General features: G+C 37.2%; 18 protein-coding genes, 1 tRNA gene and 1 riboswitch. Of the genes, 1 reads left to right on the top strand and 18 read right to left on the bottom strand.

Annotated elements, in window-relative coordinates; translation table 11 throughout:
- Positions 1-2: 2 nt before the first annotated feature.
- Complete coding sequence (locus TTE_RS02405) at positions 3-344, bottom strand: flagellar protein FlaG (protein WP_011024933.1); 342 nt, start codon at positions 342-344, stop codon at positions 3-5.
- A gap of 129 nt (positions 345-473) precedes the next feature.
- Positions 474-656, bottom strand: coding sequence for an aspartyl-phosphate phosphatase Spo0E family protein (locus tag TTE_RS02400; protein WP_011024932.1), 183 nt, complete (start codon positions 654-656; stop codon positions 474-476).
- Positions 657-895: 239 nt separating this feature from the next.
- Here TTE_RS02400 and TTE_RS14595 point away from each other — a divergent pair, with 239 nt between their 5' ends.
- A complete protein-coding gene (locus tag TTE_RS14595; RefSeq protein ID WP_132039172.1) occupies positions 896-1,057 on the top strand; it encodes an asparagine synthase-related protein in 162 nt (53 codons plus the stop codon).
- Positions 1,058-1,144: 87 nt separating this feature from the next.
- Here TTE_RS14595 and TTE_RS02395 read toward each other — a convergent pair whose 3' ends face one another.
- From TTE_RS02395 to TTE_RS02320, 16 genes are all read right to left on the bottom strand, one after another.
- On the bottom strand, positions 1,145-3,109 hold the full coding sequence (locus TTE_RS02395; protein WP_011024931.1) for a tetratricopeptide repeat-containing glycosyltransferase family 2 protein: 1,965 nt from the start codon (positions 3,107-3,109) through the stop codon (positions 1,145-1,147).
- Between the two features lies 1 nt (position 3,110).
- Positions 3,111-4,781, bottom strand: a complete 1,671-nt coding sequence (locus tag TTE_RS02390; RefSeq protein WP_011024930.1) for a glycosyltransferase family 4 protein — start codon at positions 4,779-4,781, stop codon at positions 3,111-3,113.
- Positions 4,782-4,844: 63 nt separating this feature from the next.
- Positions 4,845-5,675 carry a flagellin Hag gene (gene hag / locus TTE_RS02385; RefSeq protein WP_011024929.1) on the bottom strand — a complete coding sequence of 277 codons (831 nt, stop codon included), beginning with the start codon at positions 5,673-5,675 and terminating at the stop codon, positions 4,845-4,847.
- 118 nt (positions 5,676-5,793) lie between these two features.
- A complete protein-coding gene (gene csrA, locus TTE_RS02380) occupies positions 5,794-6,021 on the bottom strand; it encodes a carbon storage regulator CsrA (protein ID WP_011024928.1) in 228 nt (75 codons plus the stop codon).
- Complete coding sequence (gene fliW, locus TTE_RS02375; RefSeq protein WP_011024927.1) at positions 6,002-6,454, bottom strand: flagellar assembly protein FliW; 453 nt, start codon at positions 6,452-6,454, stop codon at positions 6,002-6,004. The genes csrA and fliW overlap by 20 nt, the downstream gene beginning before the upstream one ends.
- A 26-nt stretch (positions 6,455-6,480) precedes the next feature.
- Complete coding sequence (locus TTE_RS02370; protein ID WP_031314149.1) at positions 6,481-7,038, bottom strand: DUF6470 family protein; 558 nt, start codon at positions 7,036-7,038, stop codon at positions 6,481-6,483.
- 5 nt (positions 7,039-7,043) lie between these two features.
- On the bottom strand, positions 7,044-7,934 hold the full coding sequence (gene flgL / locus TTE_RS02365; protein WP_011024925.1) for a flagellar hook-associated protein FlgL: 891 nt from the start codon (positions 7,932-7,934) through the stop codon (positions 7,044-7,046).
- A gap of 9 nt (positions 7,935-7,943) precedes the next feature.
- Positions 7,944-9,392: a flagellar hook-associated protein FlgK gene (flgK, locus tag TTE_RS02360; protein WP_011024924.1), complete on the bottom strand. Its 1,449-nt coding sequence runs from the start codon at positions 9,390-9,392 to the stop codon at positions 7,944-7,946.
- A gap of 10 nt (positions 9,393-9,402) precedes the next feature.
- Entirely contained in the window at positions 9,403-9,879 is a 477-nt protein-coding gene (locus TTE_RS02355; RefSeq protein WP_011024923.1) for a flagellar protein FlgN, read from the bottom strand.
- A 20-nt stretch (positions 9,880-9,899) separates the two neighbouring features.
- Complete coding sequence (gene flgM / locus TTE_RS02350) at positions 9,900-10,175, bottom strand: flagellar biosynthesis anti-sigma factor FlgM (RefSeq protein ID WP_011024922.1); 276 nt, start codon at positions 10,173-10,175, stop codon at positions 9,900-9,902.
- A gap of 60 nt (positions 10,176-10,235) precedes the next feature.
- Complete coding sequence (locus TTE_RS02345) at positions 10,236-10,649, bottom strand: TIGR03826 family flagellar region protein (RefSeq protein ID WP_031314150.1); 414 nt, start codon at positions 10,647-10,649, stop codon at positions 10,236-10,238.
- Positions 10,650-10,678: 29 nt separating this feature from the next.
- Entirely contained in the window at positions 10,679-11,365 is a 687-nt protein-coding gene (locus tag TTE_RS02340; RefSeq protein WP_009610417.1) for a ComF family protein, read from the bottom strand.
- Positions 11,366-11,442: 77 nt separating this feature from the next.
- Positions 11,443-13,650 carry an SF1B family DNA helicase RecD2 gene (locus TTE_RS02335; protein WP_041587103.1) on the bottom strand — a complete coding sequence of 736 codons (2,208 nt, stop codon included), beginning with the start codon at positions 13,648-13,650 and terminating at the stop codon, positions 11,443-11,445.
- Between the two features lie 192 nt (positions 13,651-13,842).
- Positions 13,843-15,030, bottom strand: a complete 1,188-nt coding sequence (gene metK / locus TTE_RS02330; protein ID WP_011024919.1) for a methionine adenosyltransferase — start codon at positions 15,028-15,030, stop codon at positions 13,843-13,845.
- Between the two features lie 52 nt (positions 15,031-15,082).
- A riboswitch (SAM riboswitch) is annotated at positions 15,083-15,192 on the bottom strand.
- A 95-nt stretch (positions 15,193-15,287) separates the two neighbouring features.
- Positions 15,288-15,791 carry a rubrerythrin family protein gene (locus TTE_RS02325; protein WP_041587102.1) on the bottom strand — a complete coding sequence of 168 codons (504 nt, stop codon included), beginning with the start codon at positions 15,789-15,791 and terminating at the stop codon, positions 15,288-15,290.
- A gap of 126 nt (positions 15,792-15,917) precedes the next feature.
- Positions 15,918-16,003 (bottom strand) — tRNA-Tyr (locus TTE_RS02320).

Genomic DNA, 16,003 nt, shown 5'->3' with positions numbered 1-16,003 from the left:
CCCTATATTTTCCTATCCACAAAAAGCCCTGCTATTTTCCACAAACCTGCTACAAGGTCCAATATTTTCTCCGGAGGAATCTCATCTATAACCTCATTGGTCTCGCTGTCGACAATTTTCACTACAATTGTATTGGTAGGTTTGTGAACAGAAAATTCAAAATATGTACGGTCAATAGTTATCCTCCTGTTTTCCTTATTAAGCTCTCTATTAAGCTTATCTTCATCCACAGGTTTGCTCAGAATATCTTTCACTGTTTTAATTTCATCCACAAGAACGCTTTCCTTCTTAAAATTTGAAGAAGGAATCTGTGCTAGATTCGCATTATTTATACTCTGCAACATCCCTGTTATTACCCCCTACAGTGAAAATATTTATCCTTTGTGAACCAACTCCTTTCTGCTACTATAAATATCGTCATGTATTTTAAAAAGTTTAAATTTTTTTACATAAAAATAAAGGGCAGACAAAACTCACTCTTGTTTTGCCTGCCACTGCCCTTTCATGTAAAGCACAATCAATCTATCCAGCTCTCTACTAAGCTCCAAAACTTTTGGAGCCTGTAAGTCGCTTTCATTTAATTTTTTCTTCAATTCCTTTATCTTCTCTGCAATCTCATTTTCCTCGTAATAATACTCTTTTATAACTTTATTCATCTTATTTCCTCCTGCGAAAGCCTAATATCATTATACCAGACAAAGATTAAAAATTGATTAGAAATCTTCTAGGCCACCGAACAATAATTGTAACAAATACTCAAAGCCAAAGTCAATTAATTGTAAAAAATTGGGTGAAGAAACTTTAGCAATAGCTTTAGTATGCAAAATTTAATCCAAACAGCCTAATTCATATATATAAATACTGGTCCCCTCAAAGCAATCCTCATACAGACACTATGGAGGAGACTATTGAAAAAGTAAAATACCTTGTAAAAGATTCTATAGCAAAGCAAATCCCAGAAATTACAAATATTTTATCCCTCCTTTCAGGAGGATTGGACTCAACTATTATATCGGCTTTTGCAAAAAAAGAGTTAAGCAAAATTCTCACCTTTTAAGATTGCGAACAAAGTTCCTCTTATAGCAGCATTTTGTGTGTAAATACCATTTGTCTAATTTTGCTAAGAAACTAAAATTGGCGGGCTTTACCCGCCATTTACTCTACTTGCAAGGTCTATTTCTGGATAAATTTCTTTTACTACCAAATTGATTTTTTCAGCTTCATTTAAGTTACCCATATCACGGTATATCTTGTAAATTGTTACATAATTATCAACATCCATTGTATCAAGGTTGAATGCATTCATCGCCAAAGACAAAGCCTCTTCGTACATACCCTGTTTTAAAGCTTTTTCAGCAAGATATCTGTACACTTCAGGATTTTGACTGTTTAGGTTTGCAGCCTTAATATAAGCCTCAACAGCTAAATCCTCTAACTCATATTTTATCATCAATTGCCCATATCTTTCGTAATCTTCTCTTCCAAATTTATTTACATACATAGCTAGAACTTTGTTATATAAGTCAAATTCCTGCAATTTGATAAGCAAATCCAGCAAATTAAAGTAATTTTCTTTTATTTCTTCAAATTTTGCTTTCATTTCTCCTACTATACTCATATACAATTTCTTATCTGAAGAATCGGGTAATTCCCACAATACTTTTTTGGCTTCCTCCATTTGATTTAAGATAATGTGACACAACACTTTGTAATAATTGGCCTCTTCTTGTGACTTTCCATATTCGTTCCCAAAGTATTGCAAAGCTTCTTCATATTTTTTCATCCCCATATATACAATTCCTCTTAATGTATTTAAACCTTCTAAATCCATATTTATATTGTCCAAATAGCTTTTAGCCGCATCATATAGACCAACACTTATATATAGCCTAGCCAAAATTGCATTGTTTAAAGGAGAACTCACATCTACATATTTACTGAAAAATTTATAAACCTCCTGTACTGGTTCATTTTTTATAAAAAGGTCAAAAAGCTTTATAAATACTTCCTGATAATTGGGATTTTCTTTTAATACTTCAATATATTCTTTTACTGCATCATTTAATTGATTTAATTTTTCTTTACACAAACCTATCATATACCTAGCACGGTAACTTCCCGTGCCCCCCATTGTTATAAACAATCCATCGTATTCTCCAATTGAAAGACTCTCTTTAAAAGCCTCTATAGCTTTTTCGTACCTCTTTTGATCCATATACATAAGCCCTTCAAGAAAACTAAAATCTGGAATGTCCTTATAATAATCTTTTGCGTCCTTTATAATTTTAAGAGCGGTACTGTAATCTTTTAGCCCTATATAACATCCTATCAGATACCTTAGAAGCCTTGTAGCATTTACACTATTTACATCCATACCTTTAGTGGCTATTAGTAAATGCTTTAATGCTTTCTGATAGTCTCCAATATTAAAATATTCTACTGCTAAATTAGCATGTTGAAATTTATCTTCCGGATGACTTTCCAAGTATTTAGAAATCAGTTTTATATATCGTTCGCTTTTATTTTTTTCTTTTCTTATGTCAGCGAGATATCCGTAATGCAGTATAGTCACATCTGCCTTTTTAGCAATGGGAGGCCTATTCTCTTCTATATTTCTTAAGTTTTCATGAACTGGATAAATATACTTTAACTTTCCATTGTTTCTAAATAACCTGTAATTATAATTTATTTCTGTAAGTCCACTGTTGATGCTGGAACCTGCATAGTTAACAAATTTAAATAGATAAGCCTCAACTGTGTCATCGTACAACAAAGACTTTATTTTGCTCACATCTTCTTTTTTTATCTCCTCATCAGCATCAAGAAATAAAATCCAATCTCCTGTAGCACTTTCTATAGCTGTATTTCTAGCCTTACTAAAATCATCCTCCCACTTTATTTGAATCACTTTTGCGCCAAAACTTTTCGCAATCTCAATAGTTCTGTCTGTAGAACCAGTATCCACCACAACTATTTCATCTACAATGTCTTTTACGCTATTTATACAGCGAGATATATTTTTTTCTTCATTTTTTGTGATAAGGCAAAGGGAAAGGGTTGAAGGAGAAATTTCTTTATACAACATTTTGAATTGGTCTTTCAGATCCATACTAAGCATCCCCTTTCACTTTATAAAGCACCGTTTCCCACATTTCTGTAATTTTTTCAAAATCAAAATTCAAAGCAGTTTGTCTACCTCTTTTAGCTAAAATTTCTCTTAATTTGCTATTTTTTATTAATTCCATAACAGCATATGCAATTCCCTCTATATCTCCTGGTTCCACTAAAATTCCATTTACTCCTGGAGTTATAAAACTTTCAACGCCCCCACACCTAGTGGATATCACAGGAATACCTGATGCCATAGCCTCAAGAGGTGGCATACCAAAACCCTCATACCACGATGTAAACACTAGCATATCAGAATTTCTATAAATTTCAGCTAATTCTTCTTGACTTGGCTTTTTAATGAAATTAATGGGATAGCTAAGATTTTTAACATTAGGTAGTTCTTGACATACCCAATTTACGTTGAATCTGTATCCTTTTCTCCACACCATCTCCAACGCAATAAGAGCCACTTCAAAACCTTTAAACCAAAGGTACGGGTGACCTACTAACAAAATAGAAATATCTTGGCTACTCTTTTCTTTTTTCCTCGGAAAATAAAAAGTCGTGTCAATGCCATTCGGAATTATTGTCGAATCTTTTCCATACCTCACCTTCAATACCTTTGCAATTAAAGGTGAAGCACTCACAAAAGTTACATCAGAAGAAAAACACTCTTTTAAGTGTTCTCTGATTTTTGAATTTGGTGACAAATCTCTATAATCACCAAACAACCATTCACTCCCTTGCTCCCAGTATATTACGTGAATCTTGTTCCTCTTTAATTCTATAAGTTGTCCCAACCAACCAGCAATTACTATATCGCAATCTTCTATATAATAAGAGAAACTGTCTTTATGTGGTAATATTATTTTTTCATCTATTTCAATATCTCTATACCAATTAGGAATTACATCATCATTTGTATCGCTTTTCAAAAAACCACAAATTGTATGACCTCTTTTCTTCATATATCTCATATTCTCTAAAAGCATTTTTAAACCGCCTGTCAAATTTTTGTGAGGTAATAAATAACCTATTTTTAATTTGGGTTTTGCATTTAAAGAATTGTTTTCAATGATTTGTGTATATAGATGAGTATTAATCTTTTCTTTAACACCTTGTGCTGTAGGAAAAATAGTAAATAGTTGTGCACCATTATTCCCAATAGGAATAAGTTTAAAGCTATAATCGTAATCTACAAAATCAATTATTGACCATCTGCTTTTATGCTCTTCATGAGGGTTACCTTCATAATCTTTCTGAATATCGGGGTATAATGGAGTAGAAATTAAAATAAAATTTTTGGTATGTTCAAGCAGTTTATCTAATAAAAGATAACCTTCTTCTTTTGTAAAATGCTCTAATACATCAATAAGCAATATTACATCATATTGTGGAAGTTTATCAATTACATCTAAAATATTGCTATAATACACTTTATCATAAGCATAAGTATGAAGAGGATTTTTATATCCTTCAAAGACCTCTACTCCCTCAACTCTATGCTGCCATTTTAATTTATCGTATCGTTCATAGGGTAATTCTAACACTTCCCTTATCAAAACTCCATATTTACCAAAACCTATACCTACGTCTAAAATACTACGAGGTTTATGTTTTTCGATTAAACTCAATATTTCCGGTATTACGTTGTACCAAGACGTTGGCATAAAAATTTCCTCCTGTAATTCCACACTTAATAAATTTTAAGGGAGGCATCGCCTCCCTTACATTTATCTGAGCAATTGCAGTACTGTCTGCGGTTGCTGATTTGCCTGTGCTAGCATTGCAGTTGCAGCTTGCTGCAGTATGTTGTTCTTTGTGAATTCCATCATCTCTTTTGCCATATCTACATCTCTTATACGAGATTCTGCAGCAGTCAGGTTTTCTGCTGCAACACCCAAGTTGTTTATTGTGTGTTCTAAGCGGTTCTGCACAGCACCAAGATCTGCTCTCTGTTGTGATACCTTGTTAATAGCATTATCAATAGTTGTAAGCCATGCGGCTATATCAGAAGATGAAAGTGTAGAAATTGAAACGTCCAAGGTATCAACACCAAGAGTAGTTGTATCCATTTTACCTATTGTCAATGTCATATTCTGTGCAGCATTTGCTCCTATCTGGAATGTCACACCTGTTGTAGATAAGCTGCCATCTAAAAGTGTCCTTGTATTAAATTGTGTCGTTGAAGCTATTCTATCAATTTCTGCTTTTAATTGGTTTATCTCTTTTTGTATATTCCCTCTATCTACATCAGTATTCGTATCATTTGCTGCCTGTACTACGAGTTCTCTCATTCTCTGAAGTATTGCATGGGTCTCATTCAGAGCACCTTCAGCTGTCTGAATTAAAGATATGCCATCTTGAGCATTCCTTATAGCTTGATTCAACCCATTGATCTGCCCTCTCATCTTTTCTGAAATTGCCAATCCTGCTGCGTCATCTCCAGCTCTGTTTATTCTGTAACCTGATGAAAGTTTCTCTAATGCCTTTTGTGTGTTGAAATTGTTAATTGAAAGTGCTCTCCATGCGTTTAAAGCACTTAAGTTGTGATTGATAATCATACTACCCTTCCTCCTTGAATTTTTATTTTGGCATCCCTGCCTTGATTTTGCCTCACAGTTGGCGCCAACTGTTTATCTTTTGTTTTCACTATATATATCGATATATTTTTGATTTACTTTAGCGTTTTTTAATAAATTTTTCTATCTCCTTCACAGCCTCTTTGCTCACACTTGCCGCCTTTATATTTTCATCCATTACTTCTATGAGTTCTTTTCTTAATACAGTCACTTCTTTTGGAGCGGTAATCCCCAGTTTTACTTTCCCTTCTTCAATACTTACTATCTTTACTTCTACATTTTCCCCTATAATTATGGATTGACCTATTTTACGCGTGAGAATAAGCATTTTTAAGCTCCTCCAGTATAGGATGTTTTATTAGGTATTTATCATTATCCAGTATAATCTGGACTCCTCTGTTGTTTTCAGCGTTTATAATTATAGGAGCTTTCAAGTTGGCAGTCATCTCTTCTATCTTCTCGGGGATTACCACAATCACAAATATTAAAAGGTGATTTACATCCTCTACCGCCAGAAAATTTTTTAACTCCTCATCAATTTCAAAAGTATAATCCGGCTTGAAAACTCTGGGGTCAATAACTACAAAGGCTATGTCAGGGTTATCTATTGATTGAAGCCATTTAAAAGGCATATCTTCCTCTTCATCGCCAATTATCAAGAAATTGTGTAATTCTTCAAAACCTGGAATACCTTCTTCAAAGTAAATGACATCCTCTTCATTGTAATGGATAATTCCAAAATTTTTTGTATTAAGTTCCATCCTAAATTCCTCACTTTCTTTTAAACTCATATCCTCTTATCAACGTGATTTCCTACATACTCTATTTTTATCGAAGGATATTGCCTTAGGTATATTTCTACATGAGCTGGTGTTGCAGATATTATAGGCTTGTGAGGGATTGCTTTTATTTCTACACCACCCAATTCCCAATTTATCTTTAAATATCCTTCAAACCATATTTTAGGCCTTGATTTTGGCATAAGGTCAACATTAAAATCTACTTCCTGGATCATAGCTTCTTCACTCAATTTTACAATTGCATCCTGATGAGTTTCTATAGAAACGAGTACATCCCCATCTTCAGCAATTTTGCCTATAGCATCAAAAGCTATTTGTTTACTCCTTTCTGCCTCATCGTGCACAAGGTCAAAGATATTTTTAAGCCCCGACTCATAAAAACACTGATATTGATCTATCCGAACTTGGGGAAGCTTTTGTTCTATTTCCATTTTTGCAGGTATTTGCTTTATCTCAAGATCGGCTTTAGGACTTTTTATAGAAATTTGGGCAGGATAAGTCTTTATCCCTATCCTGCCAAAAGTCTGGTGTATCGCTATATTCATCCTCATCACCTTAGAAAATCTATTAAACTGGGCTGTATTATGCGGGCACCTGCAGCCAGAGATGCCCTATACACATTTTCATCCATCTTGAGATTTGTGATAACCTCTGCCATGTCTGCGTCTTCATTTTTTGAAAGAAGCGCCGTAAAGTTGTAATTATCATTTTGAAGCCTATTTTGTATGAGGTCTATTCTGTTTGACTTTGCACCTACTTCTGCTCTAACAGATAAAACATTTTCCAGCTGTTTATCTATATCAGCTATCATGCTGCTTACAGCCTGATGGTCTCCATTTTCTAAAGCAGATTTTAAATCATCCATCATCTGAAGAAGCCTAGATGTCCCTCCTACTACATCAAAAAGCCTACTGCCTGGCACATTTACAGCCATTTTATTCCCACCGGGTCCCACTTCAAACTCTATAAAATTGTCATCACCGCTGTAACTGTTGGCAGTTTCACTAAAAGGAGCTGTATCGGTTTTAAACCCTGCGAATATGTATCTTCCATTATACTGCGTATTCCCCACTTGCACCATCTGGGCTTTCAACTGCATTATTTCCTGAGCAATCTTTTCCATGTCACTTTGCGTGAGAGTTCCATTCGCCCCTTCAACAGCAAGCTCTCTCGTCCTTTGAAGCAGGTCTCCCAGCTGGGATAAAGCGCTGTCTGTAATCTCCAGCCAGGACTTTGCATCGTCTGCATTTTTTGTGTAAGCGTCATTTCTTGCCATGTCTGTCTTAATCCTCAAGCTTGTAGCTACAGCGACAGGGTCATCAGAAGGTCTTGTAAATTTTTTACCGGATGAGAGCATATTCTGGCCTTTTTGAAGCCTCTCAAGGTTGTTATAATAGTCAGTCAAAAAAGTAGATATCATCATATTGTGGGTGACTCTCATTCAAAGCACCTACCTTCCAACTATTCCCATTCTATTGATGACCGTGTCTATAAGCTCATCCATAGCAGTTATCACTCTTGCACAGGCGGCATAGGACTTTTGGTATTTTAACATATTCGTCATCTCTTCATCTAAAGATACGCCTGAAACAGACTGCCTGTTTAGGTCTATCTGCTTTACCATAACTTCCTGATTTTTCTTCATTACATTAGCCTGTTCTGCATCTACACCCAGGTTTGAAATCAAAGACCTGGCAAAGTCATCAAAAGTAGCTTTATCAAGGCCATCAAGCGGTCTATCTCTTAATACTATAAGTTCCAAGGCATTTCTATTATCACCGGGAAGAGCGGTAGGGTCTTTTGCAGCAGCTATTTTTAAGAGGCCATCTGATGCTAGTATGTCGCTACTTACTCTTATTAATTGGGCATAAGGAGTGGTTTTATCATAAGCGAGAGATGTATCAAAACCTCCAAAAAGGGGCTTTCCTGTACTTCCATCCAAGCCATACCCTTGGCTGTGCACTTTATTTATAGCTTCTGCTATGTTGTAAGCCAGCTTGTTCCACTGTTCCATATAATAGGGTACTCCTTTTACGCCGTCTGCCCCGTCCCCATTTCTCATATCCAAAAGCCCTTTTAATACGCCGCTTGAAGGGTTGACAGGACTTCCTGTGAGGTCCCATATGACATTACCATTTTTGTCCATAGACATTGTAAAGGCAGTAGTGCCACTTACAAGGGCTTGCCCGCCTATATCTATTCTGAAATTGCCATTGGCATCTTCATAAGTCGTTATGTTTACTAATTTTGAAAGCTGATCCACCAAAAGGTTTCTCTGGTCTCTCAAATCGTTTGCTACCTGTCCTGATAATTCAAATCTGTATATTTCTCCATTTAATCTGCTTATCCTTTCAGCATAAGAGTTTATTTCAGCAATTCTTGATTGTATTGTAGAGTTTAATTCGTTTAATTTGTCATAAAGGTGCTGGTAAACCATGTTGAAAGTATCTGCAAGGGCTATCGCTCTTTCTCTTACCTCTGCTCTGACAGTCAAACTCTCAGGATTTTTTGAAAGCTCCTGTAAAGAGTTAAAAAAATCATTTAAAACTGCTGTTATGCCGCTACTTGATGGCTCATTGAATATATTTTCAATTGCAGAGAGAACTTCTGCCTTTGTCTCCCACTCTCCTAAGAATTTATTCTCTCTTCTGTACTGATTGTCTAAGAATTGATCGCGTATCTGCCTTATGTCCACAATTTTTACGCCTTCGCCTATAGCCTTGCCCCACTGGTCATACATTCCAAAGGTAGTAGGAGGAGCAATTGAAGCCATATCTACTACTTGTCTTGTATAACCAGGTGTATTGGCATTAGCTATATTGTGTCCTGTAACCTCCAGCGCTTTCTGGCTTACAAAAAGGCCCGTTTTGGCTATTTCAAGTCCCTGGAAAGTAGACATATCTATCCCCCTATGCCTTTTTGTCAATTAAACTGGTGTAGCCCTTAGAGCTTCCTTTTTCCCCATAAATGCCCTTGTCTTCCTCTAAAGCTTCCGATATAGCCTTGATAGAATAATTCACATACTCCAGCGCCTGCTCAATTAAAGCCATGTTCAAATCGTTTCTCTCGCCTAACTCTTTTAAAACAGCGCTCAATCTTTCCTTAACGTTGTTAAACTCCATAGCTTCTTCGAGAGGAAGAGTTTTTATAACCTCGCTTATAGTCACACCTTCTCCTTTACCCATCTCTTTTAAAGTGTTTTCCCTTTTTTCTTCCAATTCGACGAGCTTTTTTATGAAATTTCTCTCCATCTGCACAGTCTCATCCAACTCTTTTATCTTCCCATGGATTATTATGTCAGTTTTTTTTGTCGCCAGTTCAAGTAAAATTTCATATATTGCCATTTCTTCCTTTAGAAGGCCTAAAAGCCTTTCACTCGCATTCATTTTTACGCACATCCTTAAAATTAAATTTTTTTGTTAAGAAGCACACCTTTGATGATGGCGTCAGCCACATCTTCAGCTTTAACATTGTAAGTACCTGAGCTAAGCCTTGACTTTATATCCTCAATCTTTTGATTTTTTATTTTTTCAAACTGGCTCAAATTCTTGGCAAGTTTTAAAGCCTCTTCTGAAATTTCTACTTTATCCTTTATTTCCGATTTATTAGGCTTTACCTTCTCTATTGAGTTAACTCTATAGATTGACATTATTTTATCAATATTGTTATTGTAGATTTTCATTCTCAACACCCCCGTACTACCATTAATATCGACTCAACAAAGCAAAAGTTTAATCTCGCATCATTTTTTCTTTTTCTTTGTATCGTATACATACAACCTCTCACCTTTCGTTTCATCTTCATCTTTGGTTGTTTTAGATTCATACCCTTTTGTGAGCTCCTTCGCAAGCTCGAGCTTGCATTCATCACAAAATCTTCCGCTAAGTATTGGCTTGCCGCACCTTTCACATTTTAAGCCTATGTTGACATTGCTCGGCGAAAGTATGAGGCGGCCCTCTTTTAAGAAATCCATTATCTTTTTCGCAGAAACTTGAGTATTTTGAGATATTTCAAGCATTGTGGCATTAGGATGCAGGTCCAGATAATCGCGAACTTTTAAAAAGTCTTCTTCATCCTGCTGATAACACACAGGGCATAAATCTTTTCCCGTATAGATATAAGGCCTTCCACACCGCTTGCAATTCCTTATTTCCATAATTTTCATCCCCTTTTATATAATCCCCATCACATCCTGCCAGTTGCAATAGTGACAACATAAACTTCTTTTGCCCCATTTTCCTTCAATGCTTTCGCACATTCGTCAAGGGTTGCCCCTGTTGTCAAAACATCGTCCACTAAAAGAACATTTTTCCCTTCAATTGTATCTTTATATGTAACTTTAAAAGCCCCTTTTACATTTTCCATCCTTTCCTCTCTGTGAAGAGCAGTCTGAGTTGTGGTATTCTTAACCCGCCTTAGAGCTTTTGACATGAAGATATTGAGCCTGTAAGAAAGCTCCCTTGCCAGAAGTTCAGACTGATTGTATCCTCTTTCATCAAGTCTTATCCTGTGAAGTGGAACGGGAACTATGACTTCAATATTCCAGCCCATATTTTTTACTGCATCAGCCATGTAATCGGCGAAAAATGAAGCTAAGTGCCTTTCATTGAAATATTTAAATTTTCCTATGAGTTCTTTTACCACGCCCTCATATTCAAATGGACTTACATTTTGTTTAAAATAATGCGGTGTTTTGAGGCAATCACTGCATATTTCTCCTTCTTTAAGGGGCTTGCCGCATATTCTGCACCTTTTGCCATTGATAATTTCAAGAGATGCCTTACACCTATCGCACAAGTATCCACTTTTTATAGAGGCATTGCAAACAATGCAACTGGTCTTGGGAGGAAAAAGCAGGTCCAAAAAAGTCATTTATACATCCCTCATCGCTTTCTTCTTTCAATTATGTTATCGGCACAAATAAATTAAAATTTACACTTTTCTATAAATTATTGGATGTAAATCAAGGTCTTTTTTAGCCTGGAAAGAAGTCCTGAATATCTTTTAGAAATCCTGTTGTTGTCAATCATAAATTTTAAATATTTCTCCTGCCCTACTAAAACCACCAGCTTTTTTGCCCTTGTAACAGCTGTGTAAAGAAGATTGCGGGTTAAAAGCATAGGAGGTCCGTATGTCACTGGCATTATCACCACAGGAAATTCGCTGCCCTGACTCTTGTGAACTGTGATAGCGTAAGATAAGGTAAGTTCGTCCAAATCGGAAAAATCGTAAGTCACTACTTTTTCGTCGTCAAAATACACGGTAACTTCTTGAAGTTCCTCATCTATTGACTGGATTATCCCTATGTCACCGTTGAAAACTCCTTCTCCTTCCTCATGCCCTCTTTTCCAGGTCATTCTATAGTTGTTCTTGATCTGCATCACTTTATCACCGACTCTAAAAGTAAATTCTTTCATTGGTTTTTCTGCTTTGTCTTTAGAAGGAGGGTTTAAGACCTTCTGAAGTTCTATATTTAAATTGTGCACTCCTATTATTCCCTTTTTCATGGGAGTAAGGACCTGAATATCGTTAACCGGATGAAAGCCATAAGCTTTAGGAAGCCTATTAGTCACAAGGTCTAGTATTGTCTTTAGCATGTCTTCCTGTGTAGCTACGCTTAAAAAGAAGAAGTCTCCATTTTTGTCATTGTAGGTAGGATATTCGCCGTTATTTATCTTGTGGGCATTTACTACAATAAGGCTCTCTTTCTGCTGCCTGAATATTTCTTTTAGCCGTATCACTTTTACAATTCCACTGTCTATTATGTCTCTTAAAACATTTCCCGCTCCAACAGATGGGAGCTGGTCAGCATCTCCCACAAGAATAAGCCTTGATCCGGCAGGAATAGCCTTTAAAAGAGCATTCATAAGCAAAATATCCACCATAGAAGCTTCATCTATTATGATTACATCGTATTTTAAAGGATCTTTTTCGTTTTTATTAAACCCTTTCCCTTCCTCTTCCGTATAGGTATACTCTAAAAGCCTGTGAATGGTCTTTGCCTCTTTTCCCGTTGCTTCAGTTATCCTCTTTGCCGCTCTTCCTGTAGGAGCAGCAAGGGCCACTTTTTTATTGGCTTTTTCAAAAATCCTTATTATACAGTTTATAATCGTAGTCTTACCCGTGCCAGGTCCTCCTGTTATGACCACGACCGAATTCTTTATGGCTTCTTCTACCGCCAATTTTTGAGTTTTCTCTAAAACTATTCCTGCTTCTTTTTCAAAATCCCTTATTTCTTTTTGCACGTCTATTTTGAGGTCTTCGCACTGGGTCACTGTCATTGTAAAAAGCCTTTCTGCAGTATGAAGTTCTGCCACATAATAGGGGATGTAATAAACCCCTACTGTTTCGTCCTCAAACCTTTCTATGTGTATTTTTTCATTTTGAGCTAAAAGCACAAAAGCATCCTCCACTTCTTCTTCGCTTACCTCGAGGAGCTGGGCAGTTTCTTTTTTTAAGAGTTCTTTTGGCACATAGGTGTGCCCATTTGCAGCGTACTGCATTAAAACATACCTTGCCCCTGCAGAAATGCGGTATGTGGAATGCGGGTCAATGCCCAAGCTCTCCGCAATTTTGTCAGCAGTCTTAAATCCTATGCCGAATATGTCATCAGCAAGTCTGTAAGGATTTTGCTTGATGATTTCTATTGCATTATTCCCGTATTCTTTGTATATTTTTATAGCCATATGGCTAGAAATCCCGAATTGATGTAGAAACACCATTACTTCTTTTATTCCCTTCTGCATCTCATAAGCTTCACTTATTCTCTTTATCTTCTCATCGCTTAAACCTTTTATCTCCCTCAACCTGTGAGGCTCTGTCTCTATAACATGAAGAGAGTCAAGCCCAAATCTTTCTACAATCTTTCTCGCGGTGACAGGGCCAATCCCAGGTATCAGGCCTGATGCTAAAAAGCGCTCTATCCCTTCCAGGGTATTGGGAGAAAGAGTCTGGTAATTGATAACTCGTATCTGGTCTCCGTAATCAGGATGGACTACCCATTCCCCCTGCACCTTTATTCTCTCTCCCACCGTAACAAAGGGCATTACACCTACAGCAGTCACCATATCCCCTTCAATATCCAATTCCAGAACCGTATACCCGTTTTGCTCGTTTCTAAAGATTATCTCTTCTACTACACCCTCTATTTCTACCATGGCTTTTCCACCCGTTAAAGATATTTTACAACTTAATTTTAACCTATTTAGAGGAGGATATAAAGGGTTTAGGCCTTTTATTTTTGTCAAAACTAATGTATAATATATTTTAGCGGAGCGGTTTTAAAAATCTCTGGCGTTACAAAAAATATATAAAAAACGCCACAAGCCCGGGCAAAACCCGGGCTTTAACTATATTCCTGCTAATTTTCTCAATATATCTACTCTATCTGTTTTCTCCCACGGCAGGTCCAAGTCATGTCTTCCAAAGTGGCCATAAGCAGCAACCTGCCTATAAATAGGTCTTCTCAAATCCAAATCTCTTATTATGGCTGCAGGCCTTAAATCAAAAACTTTCTTTACAATTTCTGATATTTTTTCATCAGAAATTTTGCCTGTCCCAAATGTGTTTATCTCAACCTCCAGTGGTGTTGCCACACCTATTGCATACGCCACCTGTACTTCACATTTCTTAGCGAGACCTGCCGCTACGATGTTTTTAGCCACATACCTTGCCGCATAACTTGCTGACCTGTCAACTTTTGTTGGGTCTTTCCCTGAAAATGCGCCGCCTCCATGCCTTGCGTATCCACCATAGGTATCTACTATGATCTTTCTCCCTGTAAGGCCGCTATCTGCTTGGGGACCTCCTAGCACAAACCTGCCAGTAGGATTCACAAAAATTTTAGTGTTCTTGTCCATCATGTTTTCAGGAATAATCACATTTACCACATGTTCAATTATGTCTTTTTCTATCGTGTCATGGTCAACCTCAGGAGCATGCTGAGCTGAAACCACAACAGAGTCGACTCTGACAGGCCTGTCTTCCTCGTACTCTACTGTCACCTGAGTTTTTCCATCAGGTCTTAGATAGCTCAATGTGCCGTTTTTCCTGACCTCAGCCAATCTTCTGGCCAGCTTGTGAGCCAGCATTATGGGCATTGGCATGAGCTCTTCTGTCTCATCGCAGGCAAAGCCTATCATGAGGCCCTGGTCTCCAGCGCCAATTGCCTCGATTTCGGCATCTGTCAGCTCTCCTCTTCTTGCTTCTAAAGCCTTATTCACTCCCATGGCAATGTCTGGAGACTGCTCGTCAATGGAAGTGATTACAGCACAGGTGTCTGCGTCAAAGCCGTATTTTGCTCTGGTATAGCCTATATCCCTTATGACGTCTCTGGCTATCCTGGGAATGTCCACATAGCACTCTGTAGTAATTTCTCCCATTACCAGAACCAAGCCGGTAGTTACAGCTGTCTCACATGCCACGCGGGCGTAAGGGTCTTTTTTTAAAATTTCATCCAAAATGGCATCTGAAATCTGGTCACAGATCTTGTCAGGATGCCCTTCAGTGACTGACTCAGAAGTAAAGAGTCTACGCATCTTCTTCCCTCCTTAAGAGCAAAATAAAACCCCTTCTAAAAGAAGAGGCATACCCTCATCTTTCAGAAGAAAAAATCTTCTGAGAGAATTGGCACCTTATCCTTAAAAGGACAGGTTGCCGGGTTTCATCGGGCTCTTTCCCTCCACCTCTCTTGATAAGAGCGTGTTATTAAATTTTCTGCTGTCTACTATATCACACTTTACAAGGTATGTCAAATATTTTTGTAAAAACAAAAAAGCGCGCTAAAAAGCGCACTTTAAAAGGCTACAAATTTTTCTTTTGGCACCCCGCAGATAGGACATTTTTCTGGAAGCACGTCTACTGATGTATATCCACATACAGGGCATATGTACACTTTAGAAATTTTTAAGTCTTCCCCTTTTAATGCTGCTTCTTTTGCCTCAGCGTAAAGTTTTGCATGTATCTTTTCTGCTTCAATAGCATAATGAATGCTTTTTTTGGCTCCTGACTCCTGCTGAAGTTCTGCAACAGCGTTATACGCAGGATACATCTCCTCTACCTCAAAAGTCTCCCCTTCAATCGCTTTTTCTAAATTTTTTACTGTGTCCCCTACTTCGCCCAGGGTTTTATAGTGATTTGTGGCATGCACCAGTTCTGCATAGGAAATAGCCCTGAAAAGTTTGGCAATATTAGGCTTGCCTTCTTTTTCTGCCACATCAGCAAAAATTTGATACCTCATGTGAGCCTGGCTTTCTCCTGCGTAAGCATCCAGTAAGTTTTTCTTTGTCATCTCTCTCATAAAAATTCCCCCTTGCAAAAATTTATCATGAGAAAATTAGTTTCTAAAAAATATTATACTACTTTCTTTTTTGAAGTCAATAAGGTAAAATAAAAAAGACCTTAAAAAGGTCTCATAAATTAAAAATGGTGGAGGGAGATGGATTTGAACCATCGAAGGCATACGCCAGCAGATTTACAGTCTGCCCCCTTTGGCCGCTTGGGTATCCCTCC

The organism is Caldanaerobacter subterraneus subsp. tengcongensis MB4 (assembly GCF_000007085.1).
GTDB lineage: Bacteria > Bacillota > Thermoanaerobacteria > Thermoanaerobacterales > Thermoanaerobacteraceae > Thermoanaerobacter > Thermoanaerobacter subterraneus.
Note: the sequence above shows the minus strand (reverse complement) of the source record. Positions and strands in the feature narration are given on the sequence as shown.

Excerpts from the sequence above, each read along its gene's own strand:
- TTE_RS02370 (WP_031314149.1), bottom strand. The coding sequence starts at position 7,038 with ATGAATATAGCGATACACCAGACTTTTGGCAGGATAGGGATAAAGACT.
- TTE_RS02325 (WP_041587102.1), bottom strand. The coding sequence starts at position 15,791 with ATGAGAGAGATGACAAAGAAAAACTTACTGGATGCTTACGCAGGAGAA.
- metK (WP_011024919.1), bottom strand. The coding sequence starts at position 15,030 with ATGCGTAGACTCTTTACTTCTGAGTCAGTCACTGAAGGGCATCCTGAC.
- TTE_RS02355 (WP_011024923.1), bottom strand. The coding sequence starts at position 9,879 with ATGAATGCGAGTGAAAGGCTTTTAGGCCTTCTAAAGGAAGAAATGGCA.
- TTE_RS02395 (WP_011024931.1), bottom strand. The coding sequence starts at position 3,109 with ATGGATCTGAAAGACCAATTCAAAATGTTGTATAAAGAAATTTCTCCT.
- hag (WP_011024929.1), bottom strand. The coding sequence starts at position 5,675 with ATGATTATCAATCACAACTTAAGTGCTTTAAACGCATGGAGAGCACTT.
- TTE_RS02345 (WP_031314150.1), bottom strand. The coding sequence starts at position 10,649 with ATGGAAATAAGGAATTGCAAGCGGTGTGGAAGGCCTTATATCTATACG.
- flgK (WP_011024924.1), bottom strand. The coding sequence starts at position 9,392 with ATGTCTACTTTCCAGGGACTTGAAATAGCCAAAACGGGCCTTTTTGTA.
- TTE_RS02390 (WP_011024930.1), bottom strand. The coding sequence starts at position 4,781 with ATGCCAACGTCTTGGTACAACGTAATACCGGAAATATTGAGTTTAATC.
- TTE_RS02335 (WP_041587103.1), bottom strand. The coding sequence starts at position 13,650 with ATGGTAGAAATAGAGGGTGTAGTAGAAGAGATAATCTTTAGAAACGAG.
- flgL (WP_011024925.1), bottom strand. The coding sequence starts at position 7,934 with ATGAGAGTCACCCACAATATGATGATATCTACTTTTTTGACTGACTAT.
- flgM (WP_011024922.1), bottom strand. The coding sequence starts at position 10,175 with ATGAAAATCTACAATAACAATATTGATAAAATAATGTCAATCTATAGA.
- TTE_RS02340 (WP_009610417.1), bottom strand. The coding sequence starts at position 11,365 with ATGACTTTTTTGGACCTGCTTTTTCCTCCCAAGACCAGTTGCATTGTT.
- TTE_RS14595 (WP_132039172.1), top strand. The coding sequence starts at position 896 with ATGGAGGAGACTATTGAAAAAGTAAAATACCTTGTAAAAGATTCTATA.
- fliW (WP_011024927.1), bottom strand. The coding sequence starts at position 6,454 with ATGGAACTTAATACAAAAAATTTTGGAATTATCCATTACAATGAAGAG.
- TTE_RS02405 (WP_011024933.1), bottom strand. The coding sequence starts at position 344 with ATGTTGCAGAGTATAAATAATGCGAATCTAGCACAGATTCCTTCTTCA.
- TTE_RS02400 (WP_011024932.1), bottom strand. The coding sequence starts at position 656 with ATGAATAAAGTTATAAAAGAGTATTATTACGAGGAAAATGAGATTGCA.
- csrA (WP_011024928.1), bottom strand. The coding sequence starts at position 6,021 with ATGCTTATTCTCACGCGTAAAATAGGTCAATCCATAATTATAGGGGAA.